The sequence below is a fragment of the Streptomyces sp. AC602_WCS936 genome (assembly GCF_019049125.1).
Taxonomy (GTDB): Bacteria; Actinomycetota; Actinomycetes; order Streptomycetales; family Streptomycetaceae; genus Streptomyces.
Window position 1 is genome coordinate 75,222 of the sequence record NZ_JAGMUF010000012.1, and the last position, 14,707, is coordinate 89,928.

12 protein-coding genes are annotated in these 14,707 nt (G+C 72.8%); 9 read left to right on the forward strand and 3 right to left on the reverse strand.

Features of this window, described 5'->3' with window-relative positions; genetic code table 11:
* The first annotated feature begins 13 nt into the window (after positions 1 to 13).
* Positions 14 to 814, forward strand: a complete 801-nt coding sequence (locus KUM03_RS06225) for an arylamine N-acetyltransferase (protein ID WP_217245992.1) — start codon at positions 14 to 16, stop codon at positions 812 to 814.
* A 16-nt stretch (positions 815 to 830) separates the two neighbouring features.
* Here KUM03_RS06225 and KUM03_RS06230 read toward each other — a convergent pair whose 3' ends face one another.
* Positions 831 to 1,226, reverse strand: coding sequence for a DUF4440 domain-containing protein (locus tag KUM03_RS06230; protein WP_217245993.1), 396 nt, complete (start codon positions 1,224 to 1,226; stop codon positions 831 to 833).
* Positions 1,227 to 1,423: 197 nt separating this feature from the next.
* Here KUM03_RS06230 and KUM03_RS06235 point away from each other — a divergent pair, with 197 nt between their 5' ends.
* Complete coding sequence (locus tag KUM03_RS06235) at positions 1,424 to 2,092, forward strand: NAD(P)H-dependent oxidoreductase (protein ID WP_217245994.1); 669 nt, start codon at positions 1,424 to 1,426, stop codon at positions 2,090 to 2,092.
* A complete protein-coding gene (locus tag KUM03_RS06240; protein ID WP_217245995.1) occupies positions 2,092 to 2,913 on the forward strand; it encodes a VOC family protein in 822 nt (273 codons plus the stop codon). The genes KUM03_RS06235 and KUM03_RS06240 overlap by 1 nt, the downstream gene beginning before the upstream one ends.
* Positions 2,914 to 2,936: 23 nt before the next feature.
* Here the strand turns inward: KUM03_RS06240 and KUM03_RS06245 are convergent, their stop codons facing one another.
* Positions 2,937 to 4,556 (reverse strand): carboxylesterase family protein, encoded by a 1,620-nt coding sequence (locus KUM03_RS06245; protein WP_217245996.1) that lies wholly within the window; start codon positions 4,554 to 4,556, stop codon positions 2,937 to 2,939.
* 284 nt (positions 4,557 to 4,840) lie between these two features.
* Here KUM03_RS06245 and KUM03_RS06250 point away from each other — a divergent pair, with 284 nt between their 5' ends.
* From KUM03_RS06250 to KUM03_RS06265, 4 genes are read left to right on the forward strand one after another with little or no spacing between them, the layout of a single operon-like run.
* Positions 4,841 to 6,061, forward strand: coding sequence for a 3-deoxy-7-phosphoheptulonate synthase (locus KUM03_RS06250; RefSeq protein ID WP_217245997.1), 1,221 nt, complete (start codon positions 4,841 to 4,843; stop codon positions 6,059 to 6,061).
* Positions 6,054 to 6,842 carry a 2,3-dihydro-2,3-dihydroxybenzoate dehydrogenase gene (locus KUM03_RS06255; RefSeq protein ID WP_217245998.1) on the forward strand — a complete coding sequence of 263 codons (789 nt, stop codon included), beginning with the start codon at positions 6,054 to 6,056 and terminating at the stop codon, positions 6,840 to 6,842. The genes KUM03_RS06250 and KUM03_RS06255 overlap by 8 nt, the downstream gene beginning before the upstream one ends.
* A gap of 15 nt (positions 6,843 to 6,857) precedes the next feature.
* The gene (locus KUM03_RS06260; protein ID WP_217245999.1) at positions 6,858 to 7,538 is read left to right on the forward strand and encodes an isochorismatase family protein; all 681 of its coding nucleotides are present in this window, start codon (positions 6,858 to 6,860) and stop codon (positions 7,536 to 7,538) included.
* Entirely contained in the window at positions 7,535 to 9,451 is a 1,917-nt protein-coding gene (locus KUM03_RS06265) for an anthranilate synthase family protein (protein ID WP_217246000.1), read from the forward strand. Before KUM03_RS06260 ends, KUM03_RS06265 begins: the two co-directional genes overlap by 4 nt.
* A gap of 28 nt (positions 9,452 to 9,479) precedes the next feature.
* On the opposite strand, the gene KUM03_RS06270 is transcribed toward KUM03_RS06265, so the two are convergent.
* On the reverse strand, positions 9,480 to 10,457 hold the full coding sequence (locus KUM03_RS06270; RefSeq protein ID WP_217246001.1) for an NADPH:quinone reductase: 978 nt from the start codon (positions 10,455 to 10,457) through the stop codon (positions 9,480 to 9,482).
* A 189-nt stretch (positions 10,458 to 10,646) separates the two neighbouring features.
* Here KUM03_RS06270 and KUM03_RS06275 point away from each other — a divergent pair, with 189 nt between their 5' ends.
* Together KUM03_RS06275 and pcaB are read left to right on the forward strand one after the other, a co-directional pair.
* A complete protein-coding gene (locus KUM03_RS06275; RefSeq protein ID WP_254398916.1) occupies positions 10,647 to 12,653 on the forward strand; it encodes an FAD/NAD(P)-binding domain-containing protein in 2,007 nt (668 codons plus the stop codon).
* Positions 12,650 to 14,038, forward strand: a complete 1,389-nt coding sequence (pcaB, locus tag KUM03_RS06280; RefSeq protein ID WP_308406263.1) for a 3-carboxy-cis,cis-muconate cycloisomerase — start codon at positions 12,650 to 12,652, stop codon at positions 14,036 to 14,038. Before KUM03_RS06275 ends, pcaB begins: the two co-directional genes overlap by 4 nt.
* Positions 14,039 to 14,707: the final 669 nt, after the last annotated feature.

Consider the following 14,707-nt stretch of genomic DNA (forward strand, 5'->3'; position numbering starts at 1 on the left):
AGAGGCTCTCAGCGTGCTCGACGAAACCACGATCACCGCGTATCTGGACCGCATTTCCGCACCTCGCCCCCAGCGGGCGGACCTGGAGTCGCTGCGGAACCTGCAGATGCGTCATCTGCTGTCGGTGCCCTTCGAGAATCTGGGCTACCACCTCGGTGAAGAGATCCACATGGACGAGAGGGTCGTCGAGAAGATCGTCAAGGAGCGTCGCGGCGGCGGTTGTTACGAGGTCAATCCCGGCCTCGCCCATCTGCTGCGCGGCATCGGCCACGACGTGTCGTTCCTGCCGGGGCGGGTGTGGATCAAGGGCCGGCTGACGGCGCCGCTGTGCCACCTGGCGCTCAAGGTTCGCATCGACGGGCACGCGTGGCTGGTCGACGTCGGCTTCGGGCGCAACAGCCGGTACCCGCTGTCCCTGGAGACGGACGGCGTGCAGCCCGACCCGCACGGCGAGTACCGGGTCGAGGCCGCCGACGACGGCGGTGTGGACGTGAGCGTCAACGACGCGCCCCTGTACCGGGTGTACGACGTGCCGTGCGAGGTCTCCGACTTCGGGCCCACCCTGTGGTGGTACCGCACGGCACCGGACTCGCCCTTCCTGCAGAACCTGTTCTGCTCGCTGCCGACGGAGAACGGCCGGGTCACGCTGAAGGAGAACCAGCTCACGCTCGTCGACGGCGGTGAACGGGAGAGCCGGGTGCTGGCCGATGACGACGAGGTACGCGCGGCGTACGACAAATGGTTCGGCATCAGGCTGGAGCGGCTGCCGGTGAAGGCGGACTCGGGCACGAGCGTGCCGATGTCGTTCGACTGAGCACGCCCGCCCGGGGTCAGGCCGTACCGGACGGGTTGGAGATGAGGTAGCGCCAGTGCCCGTCGGTTCCCCGGCGGGCGATGTCCGTGGCCGTGCCCTCGGTGTGCACCCGGGCGCCGTCCGGTCCGATGCCGTCGTGGACGTAGTCGTTGATGATCAGGGCGATGTCGCCGACCACGTAGGCCTGACGCAGCGACACGGTGATGGGGATCCGGTCCCGCACCACCGTCGGCAGCGCCGCGCGCCGCCGCGCGCCGGACGACACCGTGCCGGGCCGCACGACATGCGCGGCCTCCGGCTCGAACAAGGCCTGGAGCAGATCCAGGTTCCGCGCGTTGAAGGCGTCGGCGAACACATAGGGAAGGTCGGCCGCGTCGACGGGCAGGCCGGCACTGACAGGTATGTCGGACATGGGACCGAGTACAGCAGCCCGGAATGCCGGCGGGCAGTGCGCGGAACCGATATCTGTCACCTTTGCCCGCCCGCCGAGCAGAACGCGACGACCTGACAGATCACGACGGTGGACGTGGCCGGTCGCAGGAACGCACGGGCACGATGCCGATGGAATGCGCAGCCATGAATCCGCAAGGCCGGCAAGGAGTGTTTCCTTTGACGAACCTCACCATTGTCTTCCATTCCCGCAGCGGTAACGTCCATCAGCTGGTGGAAAGGGCGGCGAAAGCGGCGCTCGACGCGGGTGCCGAGGTCCGCGTCCGCAAGACGCCCGAGCTCCCCGACCCGATGATCCTCGACCGGGAGGCGTACGCCGACCTGGCCGCCGCCACCCGGGGCGTGCCCGAGGCGGGCCTGGACGACCTGGTCTGGGCCGATGCGATCATGGTCGGCACACCGGTGCACTACGGCCTGCCGGCGCCGCAGATCCTCAACTTCATCGACCACACCGGCCCCGTCGCCATCCCGGGCAAGCTGATGGACAAGGCGGTGTCCGCGTTCGCCTCCGGCTCGATGCCGCACGCCGGTCAGCAGGCGGCGATCCTGGCGCTGCACAACGCGTTCTGCCACTGGGGCGCGATCATCGTGCCGAACGGCTCCGCGGCGGCCGTGCTGCACCAGCCGGGCAACGGCGCACCGTACGGCACCGGGACCATTTCGCGTCACCAGGCCAACAGCGTGACCGAGGACAACTTCGACGCGATCGAGTACCAGACGCTGCGCACGCTGCAGGTCGCCCGGGCGCTGTCCGAGGGGCTGCGACCCGAGCCGAAGATCGCCATGGTGAGCGACGAGCGGCTGCGCACGTTCGGTCTGGACATCTGATGCGCCCCGGCAAGGTGCTGCGCGACGGGCCCTGGCCGGAGGGTCAGCCGTGCTGGGTCGAGGTACAGGTCGAGCACGTCGAGCGGGCCTCCGCCTTCTACGGGCAGCTGTTCGGCTGGACGTACTTCGACCACGGCCCCGACTACCAGCACTATCTGACGGCCCGGCTGGAGGGCCGCGCGGTGGCCGACATCGGGCCGAGGCCCCCCGAGCACACCGGGGAGGGGCCCTCCGCCTGGCTCGTCTGCTTCGCGGTGGACAGCACCGACGCGGCGGCGGAGCGGATCACCCGGGCGGGGGGCACCCTGCTGCTCCCCCCGCTCGACGTGGGGACGCACGGCAGGTTCGCGGTCGCCGCCGACCCGGCCGGGGCGACGTTCGCCGTCTGGCAGGCGCGGGAGTACGCGGGCACGCAGATCGCCGGGGTGGCCGGTGCGGTGGTGTGGCACCACTGTCTGAGCACCGACCTGGCGGCGTCACTGGCCTTCTACGCCGAGGTGTTCGGGCACACCGTGGGCCGGTCCCGCGGTCCGGACGGCGAGCAGCGCCTCGTGCTGGAACTCGACGGGCGTCCGGTGGCCGGGATCGGCGAGGCGGGCACGGACGGGTCCGCCGGGGTTGCCTCGCACTGGCGGGTCCGGTTCGGCGTCGGCGATCTGGACACAGCCCTGAAGACGATCACAGAACTCGGCGGCACGGTGCACGAGGGCCCCTTCGGCACCCCGGAGGGACGGTGCGCCCGCGTCGCCGACGAGCAGGGCACGCCGTTCGAGGTGCTGGAGGTCGGCGAGGCGGTGCTGGCGGCCGGCGAGCCGCTCTGACCGGGGCGCGCGGCCCCGGCCGGTCAGCGGCCGGGGCCGCCGCGGGCGTCCGGAGCCGGGTGCCATCCGGCCGTGTCCCAGAACTCCAGCTGGGCCGCCTTGGGCAGGGCCGTGATCCGCGGCCCCGCCGGACCGCCGAGGCACAGGACCCTGGGGTTCCGCTCGGTGAAGGCGGGCCAGTACGGAACCGCCTCGCTGCGGGGGACGCCGTCGTGCGCGAAGGACGACACCAGGTCCATGAGGGTCTGCGAGACGTGCCGTTCGACCGGTCCGTCACCGAAGATCTCGCGGTGCCAGGGGATCCCGTGGGTGCCGAACAGGAACGGCGCGGTCGCTTCGTGCGGTGTGCCGAAGGAGGGTGGCCCCACGGGGTGGTCGAAGTGCAGGACGTATCCGGGCGCCCTGCTCTCCGTGGCGGCCCGCTCGGCCAGGCGGACGATCTGGTGGCGGAACATGCTGTCCCCGACGATCTCCGCGTAGAGGGAGACCGCGTCGTCGGCGCGTCCCTCCTCGCGGGCCCGTGCGCGGTAGTGCCGGACGGCCAGGTCCGCGGCCTCGCCGGGGACGCCGGCCCGCCCCTGGAGCAGGTGGGCGCGCACCATGCCGCGCAGTTCCGTGTCGTCGACCGGTTGCGGCAGCGCGCCGGCGGTGTAGAACGAGCCCTCGGTGTCGGTCGTCACGGTCAGGGTCGGCAGGTCGGGCACGGGCCGGTGCGCGTCCGGTCCGGGCACCAGCTCGCCGTCCTGGACGGGCCCCCGGTACCAGCGCCCGGAGGCCACCGGCCGCTGGTCCGGGGCGCCTCTGAAACAGTCCTCCCAGGCGGCCAGCAGCGTGTCCACGGCCACGCCACGCAGACCGGGGACGCCGACGCCGAGCCGGTCCGCGAGGAGGTCGAACGCCGTACGGGCGTCGTCCGGTTCCAGGGCGTAGGCAGGCGCCCAGAGGTGGGCGGCACTGATCGGAACCAGGCGGCGGACCGCGCCGCGCAGCCGTGGAAGCAACGCGAGCTGCCGGACGGCTGCACCACCGGCGGACGTACCGGACAGCGTGATGTTCTCCGGGTCGCCCCCGAAGGCCGCGATGGAGGACCGCACCCACTCCACGAGGGCGGCCTGGTCCTGAAGGCCCCAGTTGGCGCACAGTCCGGTCTCCGGGTCGGCGAGCTGCTCGTGCAGGCCGTAACCGAAGGGCCCCAGGCGGTAGTTGAAGGTGACGACGACGAGGTCCGCACGGGCGGCGAGTCGCGCGCCGTCGAAGGTCGGACTGGAGGCGGAGCCCGCCCGCCAGCCGCCGCCGTGCACGTAGATCAGCACCGGACGGGAACCGTGGACGTCCGGCGTCCAGACGTTGGCCCGCACGGCGTGTTCGGCGAAGGCCTCGGCGGGTGCCGGGGCGCCGACCGGTCCCGGGCCCCCGGGCTGCGGGAAGGCCGGTGGCAGCGCGGCCGCGGGCCGGACACCGGTCCACGGCTCCACCGGCCGGGGCGAGGCGAAGCGCAGCGGTCCCGTCGGCGGGGCCATGAAGGGCACGCCGAGGAACGCGTGGACGGATGCGTCACCCCCCGCCGGACCGGCCGCCGTCGCGTGCAGCGCACCGGCCGGGGTCCGCACCACCGGCGGCCGGGTCTGCCGTATCCGCCCCATCACAACCCCTCCCCTGCACACCGGTGTCCGCAGCACGTTCTCAGCCGCCGGCCGACCCGGCCAAGAAGCCGGGAAAGCATGTGTCAGGTGCGCTCAATTGACAGACTTCGGCCGACATGACGAACCGGACCGGCGCATGTTGGCCACCTCCCGGGGAGGCGGGAGTGTGGTGGCGTGTCTCCTTTACTCATTTCGCATCGATATCCAGATCACTTTCCACGCCGGGCCATTGTTTCGAGCACCTTCGACCGTCCCGGATCGGCATATGAGGGATGGAGTCGGGAATGACTGGTGACTTGGTGTCCGTTCCGTCGGAAAAGGCGGGGCAGCAGCCCGAATGGGAGGACCTCTCGCGGCTGCGGCGTGCCCGGGAGACCCTCGCGGGCCGGCCGGGGCTCGTCGAGGCGCACGACGTCGAGACGCTGCGCGGTCAGCTGGCGCGGGTCAGCGCGGGCGCGGCGGAGGTCGTGCAGGCCGGTGACTGCGCCGAGGACCCTGCCGAGTGCACGGCGTCGGACGTCGCCCGCAAGGTCGCCGTGCTCGATCTGCTGGCGGGTGCGATGAAGCTGGCCGGGCACCGTCCGGTGGTGCGGGCGGGCCGGATCGCGGGTCAGTTCGCCAAGCCCCGGTCGCAACCGACGGAACGTTTCGGCGACCTGGAACTCCCCGTGTACCGCGGCCACTTGGTCAACGGCCCGGCTCCCGAACCCGAGGAGCGCAGCGCGGATCCGCTGCGTCTGGTCACCGGCTACATGGCCGCCGCGGACATCATGGGCCACCTCGGCTGGGGCCGCCCGGGCGGTATCGAGCACCCGGTGTGGACCAGCCACGAAGCACTGGTCCTGGACTACGAACTCCCCTTGCTGCGGCGCGGCGCGGACGGCGGGTTGCTGCTCGCCTCGGCGCACTGGCCATGGATCGGGGAGCGCACCCGCCAGGCCGACGGCCCCCATGTCGCGCTGCTCGCGCAGGTGCTCAACCCGGTGGCCGTCAAGGTGGGGCCGGGCATCGACCGGGACGAACTCCTGGCGCTGTGCGGACGGCTGGACCCCGAGCGCACTCCGGGGCGGCTCACCCTCATCGTCCGGATGGGGGCACGGACCGTGGCGGAGCGGCTGCCCCCGCTGGTCCGCGCCGTCCGCTCGGCGGGGCATCCGGTGGTGTGGCTGGTCGATCCCATGCACGGCAACACCGTCGTCACGCCCAGCGGCCACAAGACCCGTTACGTGCGGACGATGCAGCGTGAGGTCCGTGAGTTCCGTGCCGCGCTCATGGAGGAAGGCGCGTTCCCCGGGGGTCTGCATCTGGAGACCACCCCCGACCAGGTCACCGAGTGCGTCCTCGACGAGTGGGAGGCCGACCGGGTCGGCAAGGCCTACACGAGTTTCTGCGACCCCCGGCTCACCGTGGACCAGGCGCTCGACCTGCTGGAGGCGTGGACGGCTCTTCCCTCGCCCGCGATGAGGCCGCCCGGCGGCACACGACAGGAGGCTCACGATGGCTGAAACGACCGTGGAGCAGGGCGATGTCGCCCTGGTCACCGGGGCCGCCGGCGGGATCGGCAGGGCCGTGGTCCGGGCGCTCGCCGAGCGGGGCACGGCCGTCGCGGCCGTCGACCGCGACCACGGCGCCCTGCACACGTGCGTCGCCGAGTTGAACCGGTCGGGGCTGCCCGTGACGGCGTGTCCCGCCGACGTCACCGACGCCGACGAGGTGGAGGCGGCGGTGGCGGTGGCGGAGGAACGCCTGGGGCCGGTGGAGTACCTGGTCAACGCCGCGGGTCTGCTGCACACGGGCCCGGTCCGGGAGTTGAGTCCGCTTGACTGGGCGGCCATGTTCGCGGTCAACGCCGCCGGGGTGTTCCATGTCTGCCGTGCCGTGGTGGACCGTATGGTGCCACGCGGCCGGGGCGCGGTGGTCACCGTGGCCTCGAACGCCGCCGCCACACCGCGGGCGAATATGGCCGGATACGCCGCGTCCAAGGCGGCGGCCATGATGTTCACCAAATCGCTGGGCCTGGAGGTCGCGCGGCACGGGATCCGCTGCAACGTCGTGGCACCCGGTTCGACCGAGACGCCCATGCTGTGGTCGATGTGGGCGGACGACAGCGGGCGCGCCCACACGCTCCACGGCAGCGCCGACGACTTCCGCGTCGGCATCCCGCTGGGCAGAATCGCCCGGCCCGAGGATGTCGCCGCCGCGGTGCTCTTCCTGCTGTCCGAGAAGGCCCGGCACATCACCCTGCACGACCTGACGGTCGACGGCGGCGCCTCGCTGGGCGCCTGAGAGGAAGACCTGACCATGCCCGGGATCCCCGACATCGCCGCATACCCGATGCCAGGCGAGGACGACCTGCCGGCCAACACCGTGCGCTGGACGGTGCGTGCGGACCGTGCCGTGCTGCTCGTGCACGACATGCAGCGGTACTTCCTCAGGCCGTTCGCCGAGGACCAGCGCCGTGCACTGATCAGCAACATCGCGCTGCTGCGGGAGCGGTGCGACCGTCTCGGGATACCCGTCGCGTTCACGGCGCAGCCCGGCAGCATGACCAGGGAGGAGCGCGGGCTGCTCATGGACTTCTGGGGCCCGGGGATGCGTCCGGCGCCCGAGGACTGGGCCGTGACCGACGCGCTGGCGCCGCGCCCGGGCGACTGGCAGTTCACCAAGTGGCGCTACAGCGCCTTCGTCCGCTCCGGCCTGCTGGAGCGGCTCAGCGCGTCCGGCCGCGACCAGTTGATCCTCTGCGGGGTCTACGCCCACATCGGTGTCCTCGCCACCGCCGTCGACGCGTTCGCCCAGGACATCCGGACGTTCCTCGTCGCCGACGCCGTCGCCGACTTCTCCGCGCAGGAGCACCGGCTCGCCCTCACCTACGCCGCCCGGCGCTGCGCGTTCGTGTCCACCACGCGGCACCTGCCCGTCGAGGGCGGCACGCTCCTCGGCGAGGGCCGCGACGAGCCCGGGAAGCGAGCCGTCGCATGACCGCCCGGCCGGTGGTGACCGGGGCGGCCGAGGCCCTCCTGGACCGCGTCCTGTCCCTCCCCCACACGCAGCCGTTCGCTCTGCTGTACCGCCCCACGGTCACCGACGTCGACCGGGTGGAGATCCTGACCGGCCCGGTGGACGCGGTGGACCGGGTCGCCGACCTGCCGCTGCCGGACTCGGCGCACGGCCCGGCCGGAGCGCACGTCCTGGCGCTGCTGCCGTACCGGCAGTTGGCCGAGCGCGGCTTCCCCGTGCCCGACGACGGGCGGCCGCTGCTCGCCATGACCGTGCGGGAGCAGGCCTCGCTCAGCCGGGCGGCGGTACTCGCCCGCGTACCCGACGTGCCGATCCGGATGACGGGCGAGCACTTCGACATCGACGACGACACGTACGCGGATCTCGTGCGCCGGGTGCTCGCCGACGAGATCGCTGTCGGCGAGGGTGCGAACTTCGTCGTCAAGCGCCGCTTCCTCGCCGACATCTCGGACTACTCCCCGGCGACGGCCGCGGCGCTCTTCCGGCGGCTGCTGGCGCGGGAGTCCGGTGTCTACTGGACCTTCCTGGTCCACACCGGCGAGCGGACCCTGGTGGGGGCCACCCCGGAGCGGCACGTCAGCCTGCGGGACGGGGCCGCGGTCATGAACCCGATCAGCGGCACCTACCGCTACCCGGCGTCGGGGCCGACCCTTTCGGGCGTCATGGACTTCCTCGGGGACCACAAGGAGAAGTACGAGCTGTTCATGGTGGTGGACGAGGAACTCAAGATGATGTCCCGGGTCTGCGACAGGGACGTGCGCGTGGTGGGCCCGTACCTCAAGGAGATGGCCCGGCTCGCCCACACCGAGTACGTCATCGAGGGGCGCACGGAGCGCGACGTCCGGGAGATCCTGCACGGCACCCTGTTCGCCCCGACCGTCACGGGCAGCCCGCTGGAGAACGCGAGCCGGGTGATCGCCAAGTACGAACCGGAGGGCCGCGGTTACTACAGCGGTGTGGTCGCCCTGGTCGGCAGGGACGGCCGGGGCGGTCGCACGCTGGACTCGTCGATCCTCATCCGCACGGCCGACATCGACGCCTCTGGGCGCCTCGCGATCGGGGTGGGCGCGACCCTGGTGCGCGACTCCGACCCGGTGGCGGAGGTCGCGGAGACGCGGGCGAAGGCGACCGGCCTGCTCAGCGCGCTGCGGGCCGAACCCCAGGGGGCGTTGGGCCATCATCCGTCCGTGCTGTCCGCGCTGCGCGCCCGCAACGACGACATCGCCGACTTCTGGCTGCGCGGCCCGGCCCCCGCGGCGGCCGGTGCGGTGCCGTCCGGCCAGCGCCTCCTGGTCGTCGACGCCGAGGACACCTTCACCTCGATGATCGCCCACCAGCTGAAGGCGACCGGCCTGGCGGTGACCACCCGCCGGCACGACGAGTCCTACGCCTTCCACGAACACGACCTGATCGTGATGGGCCCGGGCCCCGGCGACCCGCTGCACACCGACGAACACCGGATCGCCCGGCTGCACGACGACATCGGCACGCTGCTCGCCGAGCGGCGTCCCTTCCTCGCCGTCTGCCTGAGTCACCAGGTGCTCTGTCATCGGCTGGGCCTCGACGTGCGGCGGCGGGACACACCGCACCAGGGCGTGCAGCGGGACATCGACCTCTTCGGCAGCCGCGAACGCGTCGGTTTCTACAACAGCTTCGTGGCGCGCAGTGTGTCCGACCGGCTCGATGTGCCGGGCGTCGGTGACGTGGAGATCAGCCGGGATCCCGTGGCCGGTGATGTCCACGCGCTGCGCGGTGCGTTCTTCGCCGGCGTGCAGTTCCACGCCGAGTCGGTGCTCACCCGGGACGGGGTGCGCATCCTGGGCACACTGCTGGCGGGCGTACTCGATGGAACGCAACGCCCGGTCCCTTCCTGATCCCCGCATGGCCCGGACGCCAGCGGCCTCACGCAGTGGTCAATGCGACCCGCCTGCCGTTCAGTTCGTTCGCCTCCAGCATGCGGTGGACCTCGGCGGTGGCGCTCAGTGGCAGCACGCGCACCTCGCGGGGGCGCAGGCGGCCCTGAGCCAACAGGTCGTTGACGCACCGCGCGGCGTCGGCGAGTTCGGCGGCCGGGGCCCCGGTGATGGCGAAGCCGACGACGGACCGGTCCCGCACGTACAGCGGCCCGGCCGGCAGCGCCGGTGTGGTGCGCAGGCCCGCGAGCAGGACGATCCGGCCCCGCCAGGCGAGCAGGTCCACCGCGGTGGCCAGGTCGTTGACGCCCGCCGCGTCCACGTAGAGGTCGACGCCCTCGGGGCACACCCGGGCCAGCCGCGCCCCGAGGTCGTCGCGGGTGCGGTCGACGACGGTGTCGGCCCCCAGCGCACGGCAGTGCGCGGCGTCGCGTCCATGGGCGACGGCCACGACCCGGGCACCTGCCCGGGACGCGATGACCACCATGGCGGAGCCGACGTTGCCGGCGGCCCCGACCACGACCACGGTCGATCCGGCGCGCAGCCCTCCGTGGGTCACCAGGCCCAGATAGGCCGTGGCGGCGGGATGCAGCTGGGTCACCGCGCTCTCGGGGTCGACACCGTCCGGGAGCCGGTACAGCCGCTCGGCCGGTACGACGGCGCGCTCGGCCGCCGCGCCCTGCCGGCCGGCGTGGCCGAGGCTGTTGCACCACACCCGCTCCCCCGCCTCGAAGCCCGTCACCCGCTCCCCCACGGCGGCGACCCGGCCGACCAGATCGCGGCCGACGACGAAGGGGAACTCCACCGCGGTACGCACCGCGCCGGCCCGGATGAAGGTGTCGACGTGGTTGGCGGTCGTCATCTCCACGTCCACCAGGACGTCGTGCGCGCCCGGCCGGGGATCGGCGAGCGCGCCGAAGCGTATGGAGTGTGCGGGACCGAATTCGTCGATGTAGGCAGCACGCATACCGAGACCTTTGCCCCGCGGGCTCCGGCACGGCCGTCTTCCGGGGCCGACGGCCACCGAATGTGTCACCTCGCCGCCGGATTCGCCGCCTGTGACACCGCACCTGACGGACTGTCGGAGCCAGCGTTGCCCACGTACGGTCGCCGGTTTCAGGATCAGAGCGTCCGGAGTGGAGAAGGGGTGCTCGGATTGACCAGGACAGTGCACGAGATCGCGGTCATCGGCGCCGGCCCGCGTGGACTCGCGGTGCTGGAGCGACTGTGCGCGCACGAGCGGGCGCGGCCCTCGCACCCTCGGGTACTCATCCACGTCGTGGATGCCGGCCCGCCCGGAGCGGGCGCGGTGTGGCGCCCCGACCAGTCGCGGTACCTGCTCGCCAACACCGTCGCGTCGCAGATCACCATCTACTCCGACGCGGCGTCCCGCATCGCCGGACCGGTCGAGCCGGGGCCGAGCCTGTACGAGTGGGCGGTGTCGTTGCGGGACGGGTACGCGCCTGAGGGCCGTGACCTCGTGGGCGGCGGGGCCGACGGCTCGGTGCCCGACGCCGCCACCCTGGCCGAGGCGCGCTCGCTGGAACCGGACGGCTACCCGACCCGCGCCCTGTGCGGGCAGTACTACGCCGACTGCTTCCGCCGCGTCGTGGTCGCGGCCCCCGGCCACGTGGAGATCCGGGTGCATCGCTCGCGTGCCGTGGCGGTGGCCGACACCCTGGGCTTCCCGGGCGGCCCGCAGGGCGTTCGCCTGGCGGACGGTACCCGGCTGAACCATCTGGACGGCATCGTCCTGGCCCAGGGTCATGTGCCCACCCGGCCGACGCCGCAGGAGGAACGCACGGCGAGCCTGTCCCGGATCCACCACCTCACCTATCTGCCGCCCGGCAACCCCGCCGACGCCGACCTGGACGGCGTCCGGGCCGGGCAGCCGGTGCTCCTGCGCGGCCTGGGCCTGTGTTTCTTCGACTACATGGCGCTGCTCACCCTCGGCCGTGGCGGCCGGTTCGAGACCGCCGGCGACGGGCTGGTGTACCGCCCCAGCGGCGAGGAGCCGGTGCTGTACGCCAGTTCACGGCGCGGGGTGCCCTTCCATTCGCGCGGCGCGAACGAGAAGGGCGCGTACGGCCGTCACCTGCCGCGGCTGCTGTCCGCGCGGCGCGTGGCGGACCTGCGCCGGCGGACGGCGGCGGGCGGCCCGCCCCTGTCCTTCACCGAGGACCTGTGGCCGCTCATCGCGCGCGAGGTGGAGTCCGTCTACTACGAGACGCTGCTGGCGAACGGCCGAGGGGACGCCGCGCGCGCCGGGTTCGCCGAGCGCTACCTCGCCTGCGCGGAAGAGTCCGAACGCGAGGCCCTGCTGAGCGATCACGGCGTTCCGCCCGAACTCCGTTGGTCCTGGGGGGCGATCGCCGACCCCGCGGGGCAGCGGGACTTCGCGGACCGGGACGACTTCCGGACCTGGCTGCTCGGCTGGTTGCGCGAGGATGTCCGGCACGCGCGGCAGGGCAACGTGAGCGGCCCGCTCAAAGCCTCCCTGGACGTGCTGCGCGACCTGCGCAACGAGGTGCGGCTGGCCGTCGACCACGGTGGCCTGGACGGAGTGTCGCACCGCGACGAACTCGAGCGGTGGTACACCCCGCTCAACGCGTTCCTGTCCATCGGTCCCCCTCCGCAGCGCACACAGGAGATGATCGCGCTGATCGAGGCCGGGGTGGTGCAGCTGACCGGGCCGGGCACCCGGATCCGGTTCGACGCGGGCGGCGGCTGGTTCGTCGCCGGCTCCGACACGGTCCCCGGGCCCACCGTCCGGGCGCGCACCCTCATCGAGGCCCGGCTGCCGACACCCGACCTGCGGCGTACGGCCGATCCGCTGCTGCGGCACATGCTGAGCACCGAGTCGTGTGCCGCGTACCGCATCCCCACCGGGGACGGGGCGGCGTACGAGACCGGCGGCCTTGCGGTGACGACCCGGCCCTACCGGCTGATCGACCCGCAGGGCCGAGCGCACCCGCGGCGGTTCGCGTACGGCGTGCCGACCGAGTCGGTCCACTGGGTGACGGCGGCGGGGATCCGGCCGGGTGTCGACTCGGTGACCATCGCCGACGCCGACGCGATCGCCCAGGCGGTGCTCGCCCTGGGCTCCAGCCGGGCGGACGCGGGCCAGAGCGCGGAGCACGCACCCGTCGAGGTGACCGTGTGACGACGCGTGGGACGGACGGGGGGCCGAAGGACGGTCCGCACACGACGGACGCGGGCCTGCTGTCACCGGTGCGCGCCGGCACCCCCGTCGAGCGGGCGGTGTCCGACCACGCGTGGCTGCGGGCGATGCTGGACGCGGAGGCCGCGCTGGCGTACGCACAGGCCGCGATCGGCGTCGTGCCGCCGTGGGCTGCGGAGACCATCGGCCGGGCCGCGCGAGCGCACCGGCTGGATCTGCGGGCCCTCGCCGTGGCGGCGCGCGAGAGCGCCAACCCGGTGGTCGCCCTGGTCCGGGAGCTGACGCGCGCGGTGGCCGCCCTGGACCCCGCGGCGGCCGAGTACGTGCACCTGGGGTCGACCAGCCAGGACATCTTCGACACCGCGGCGATGCTCGTCGCCCGCGACGCGCTGGGACTGTTGCGCGCGGACCTCGCGCGCGTCGCGGCCGCGTTCGTGGTGCTGGCTCGCGAGCACCGCGATACCGCGCTTCCCGGACGCACCCTGGCCCTGCACGCCGTGCCCACCACGTTCGGGCTGAAGGCCGCCGGCTGGCGCAGGCTGGTGCTCGACGCCGACGCCCGGGTGGCCGGGGTGCTCACGGCCCTGCCGGTGTCCCTGGGCGGCGCCGCGGGAACGCTGGCCGGGTATCTCGAGCACGGCGCCGACGCCGAACGCCTATTGGCGGCCTTCGCGGCCCGTACGGGGCTGTGCGCACCCGTGCTTCCCTGGCACGCCCTGCGCACGCCGGTGGCCGATCTCGCCGCCGCCCTGGCCCACACCACGGGCGCCCTGGGCAAGGTGGCCGTCGATGTGCTGTCACTGACCAGGACTGAGGTCGGTGAGGTGGCCGAGCCGGCCGTTCCCGGGCGGGGCGGTTCGTCCGCCATGCCGCAGAAGCGCAACCCGGTACTGGCGACGTTGATCCGCAGCGCCGCGCTCCAGGTGCCTGCGCTGACGGCGGTGCTGACTCAGTGCCTGGTCACCGAGGACGAGCGGTCGGCCGGGGTGTGGCACGCGGAGTGGCAGCCGCTGCGGGAGTGCCTGCGGCTGGCCGGCGGCGCCGCCCACACGGCGGTGGAGCTCGCCGAGGGCCTGGTGGTGCGGCCGGAACGGATGCTCTCCGATCTGCGGCTCACCGGAGGCCGGATCGTCGCCGAGCGTCTGGTGGCGCTGCTGGCTCCCCTGGTGGGCAAGGAGGCCGCGCGTGACGTCCTGACGCGTGCTGCCGACGCCTCGGACCGTCTCGGCAGGCCGCTGGCCGAGCAACTCCTGGGGCAGCCCGAGCTCGCGGGTCGATTCACCCCGGACCAGCTGGCCCGGTTGTGCGATCCGGGCAGCTATGTGGGCGCCGCCGCCGACCTGGTGGACAGGTCGCTGCGGGACTGAGCAGAAGCACCCGGTTCCGACCTTCCGGCCCTTCGCCGACGCCTTCCTGACCCTGATCTGACCGTTGCCGGACCGACGTACGGTGCTGACCAACCTGACCTTGCTCATGACGAGCTGACCGGTCGACGACCTTGCGCGGCGCGGGGCGCTGGGTTTGAATTTCAGAAAGTCCGAGAGACCACTGAGGGGCAAGAAAGCCACTTGAATTGACGGTGGCACTTTCAGCTGAAGAAGCCCCTCGAAAGGTGCTCGAAAAAGGGGGACGTGATGGATGGTCCATGCCTGACACGGAGAAACCGCCTCACGATGCACACCGCCGCTCCCAGAAGGAACCACTGAGATTGCGGCCGTAGGCGCGCTGAATTGTTCGGGGAATCTGCGCCGTTCCCTTTCACCCGGGCACCCTCGGGCACGCCGCACAGCTGCGGCCCGGGGCCCGTCATGTCCGTGGACCGACGTGCTCTTCTGAGCACGCCTTCCCCCGGTCCCGCAGCCGTGCCACCGGCACAGTCGCCGTAGCACGCCGCCCGCCGTTCCCGACCGAGCCCGTCCACACCGCCGTGGGCGACATCCGCCCGCGCGCCGTCGGAACGCCGTCGGAACGGCGATGCGCCGCGCCCGCGGGACAGCACGGCCCGACGTCCGGCATCCGGTGGGGCGTCCACGCAT

Coding starts and splice junctions, on each gene's coding strand:
- KUM03_RS06245 (WP_217245996.1), bottom strand. CDS start 4,556: ATGGGGCGGATACGGCAGACCCGGCCGCCGGTGGTGCGGACCCCGGCC.
- KUM03_RS06260 (WP_217245999.1), top strand. CDS start 6,858: ATGCCCGGGATCCCCGACATCGCCGCATACCCGATGCCAGGCGAGGAC.
- KUM03_RS06265 (WP_217246000.1), top strand. CDS start 7,535: ATGACCGCCCGGCCGGTGGTGACCGGGGCGGCCGAGGCCCTCCTGGAC.
- KUM03_RS06255 (WP_217245998.1), top strand. CDS start 6,054: ATGGCTGAAACGACCGTGGAGCAGGGCGATGTCGCCCTGGTCACCGGG.
- KUM03_RS06250 (WP_217245997.1), top strand. CDS start 4,841: ATGACTGGTGACTTGGTGTCCGTTCCGTCGGAAAAGGCGGGGCAGCAG.
- KUM03_RS06270 (WP_217246001.1), bottom strand. CDS start 10,457: ATGCGTGCTGCCTACATCGACGAATTCGGTCCCGCACACTCCATACGC.
- KUM03_RS06230 (WP_217245993.1), bottom strand. CDS start 1,226: ATGTCCGACATACCTGTCAGTGCCGGCCTGCCCGTCGACGCGGCCGAC.
- KUM03_RS06240 (WP_217245995.1), top strand. CDS start 2,092: ATGCGCCCCGGCAAGGTGCTGCGCGACGGGCCCTGGCCGGAGGGTCAG.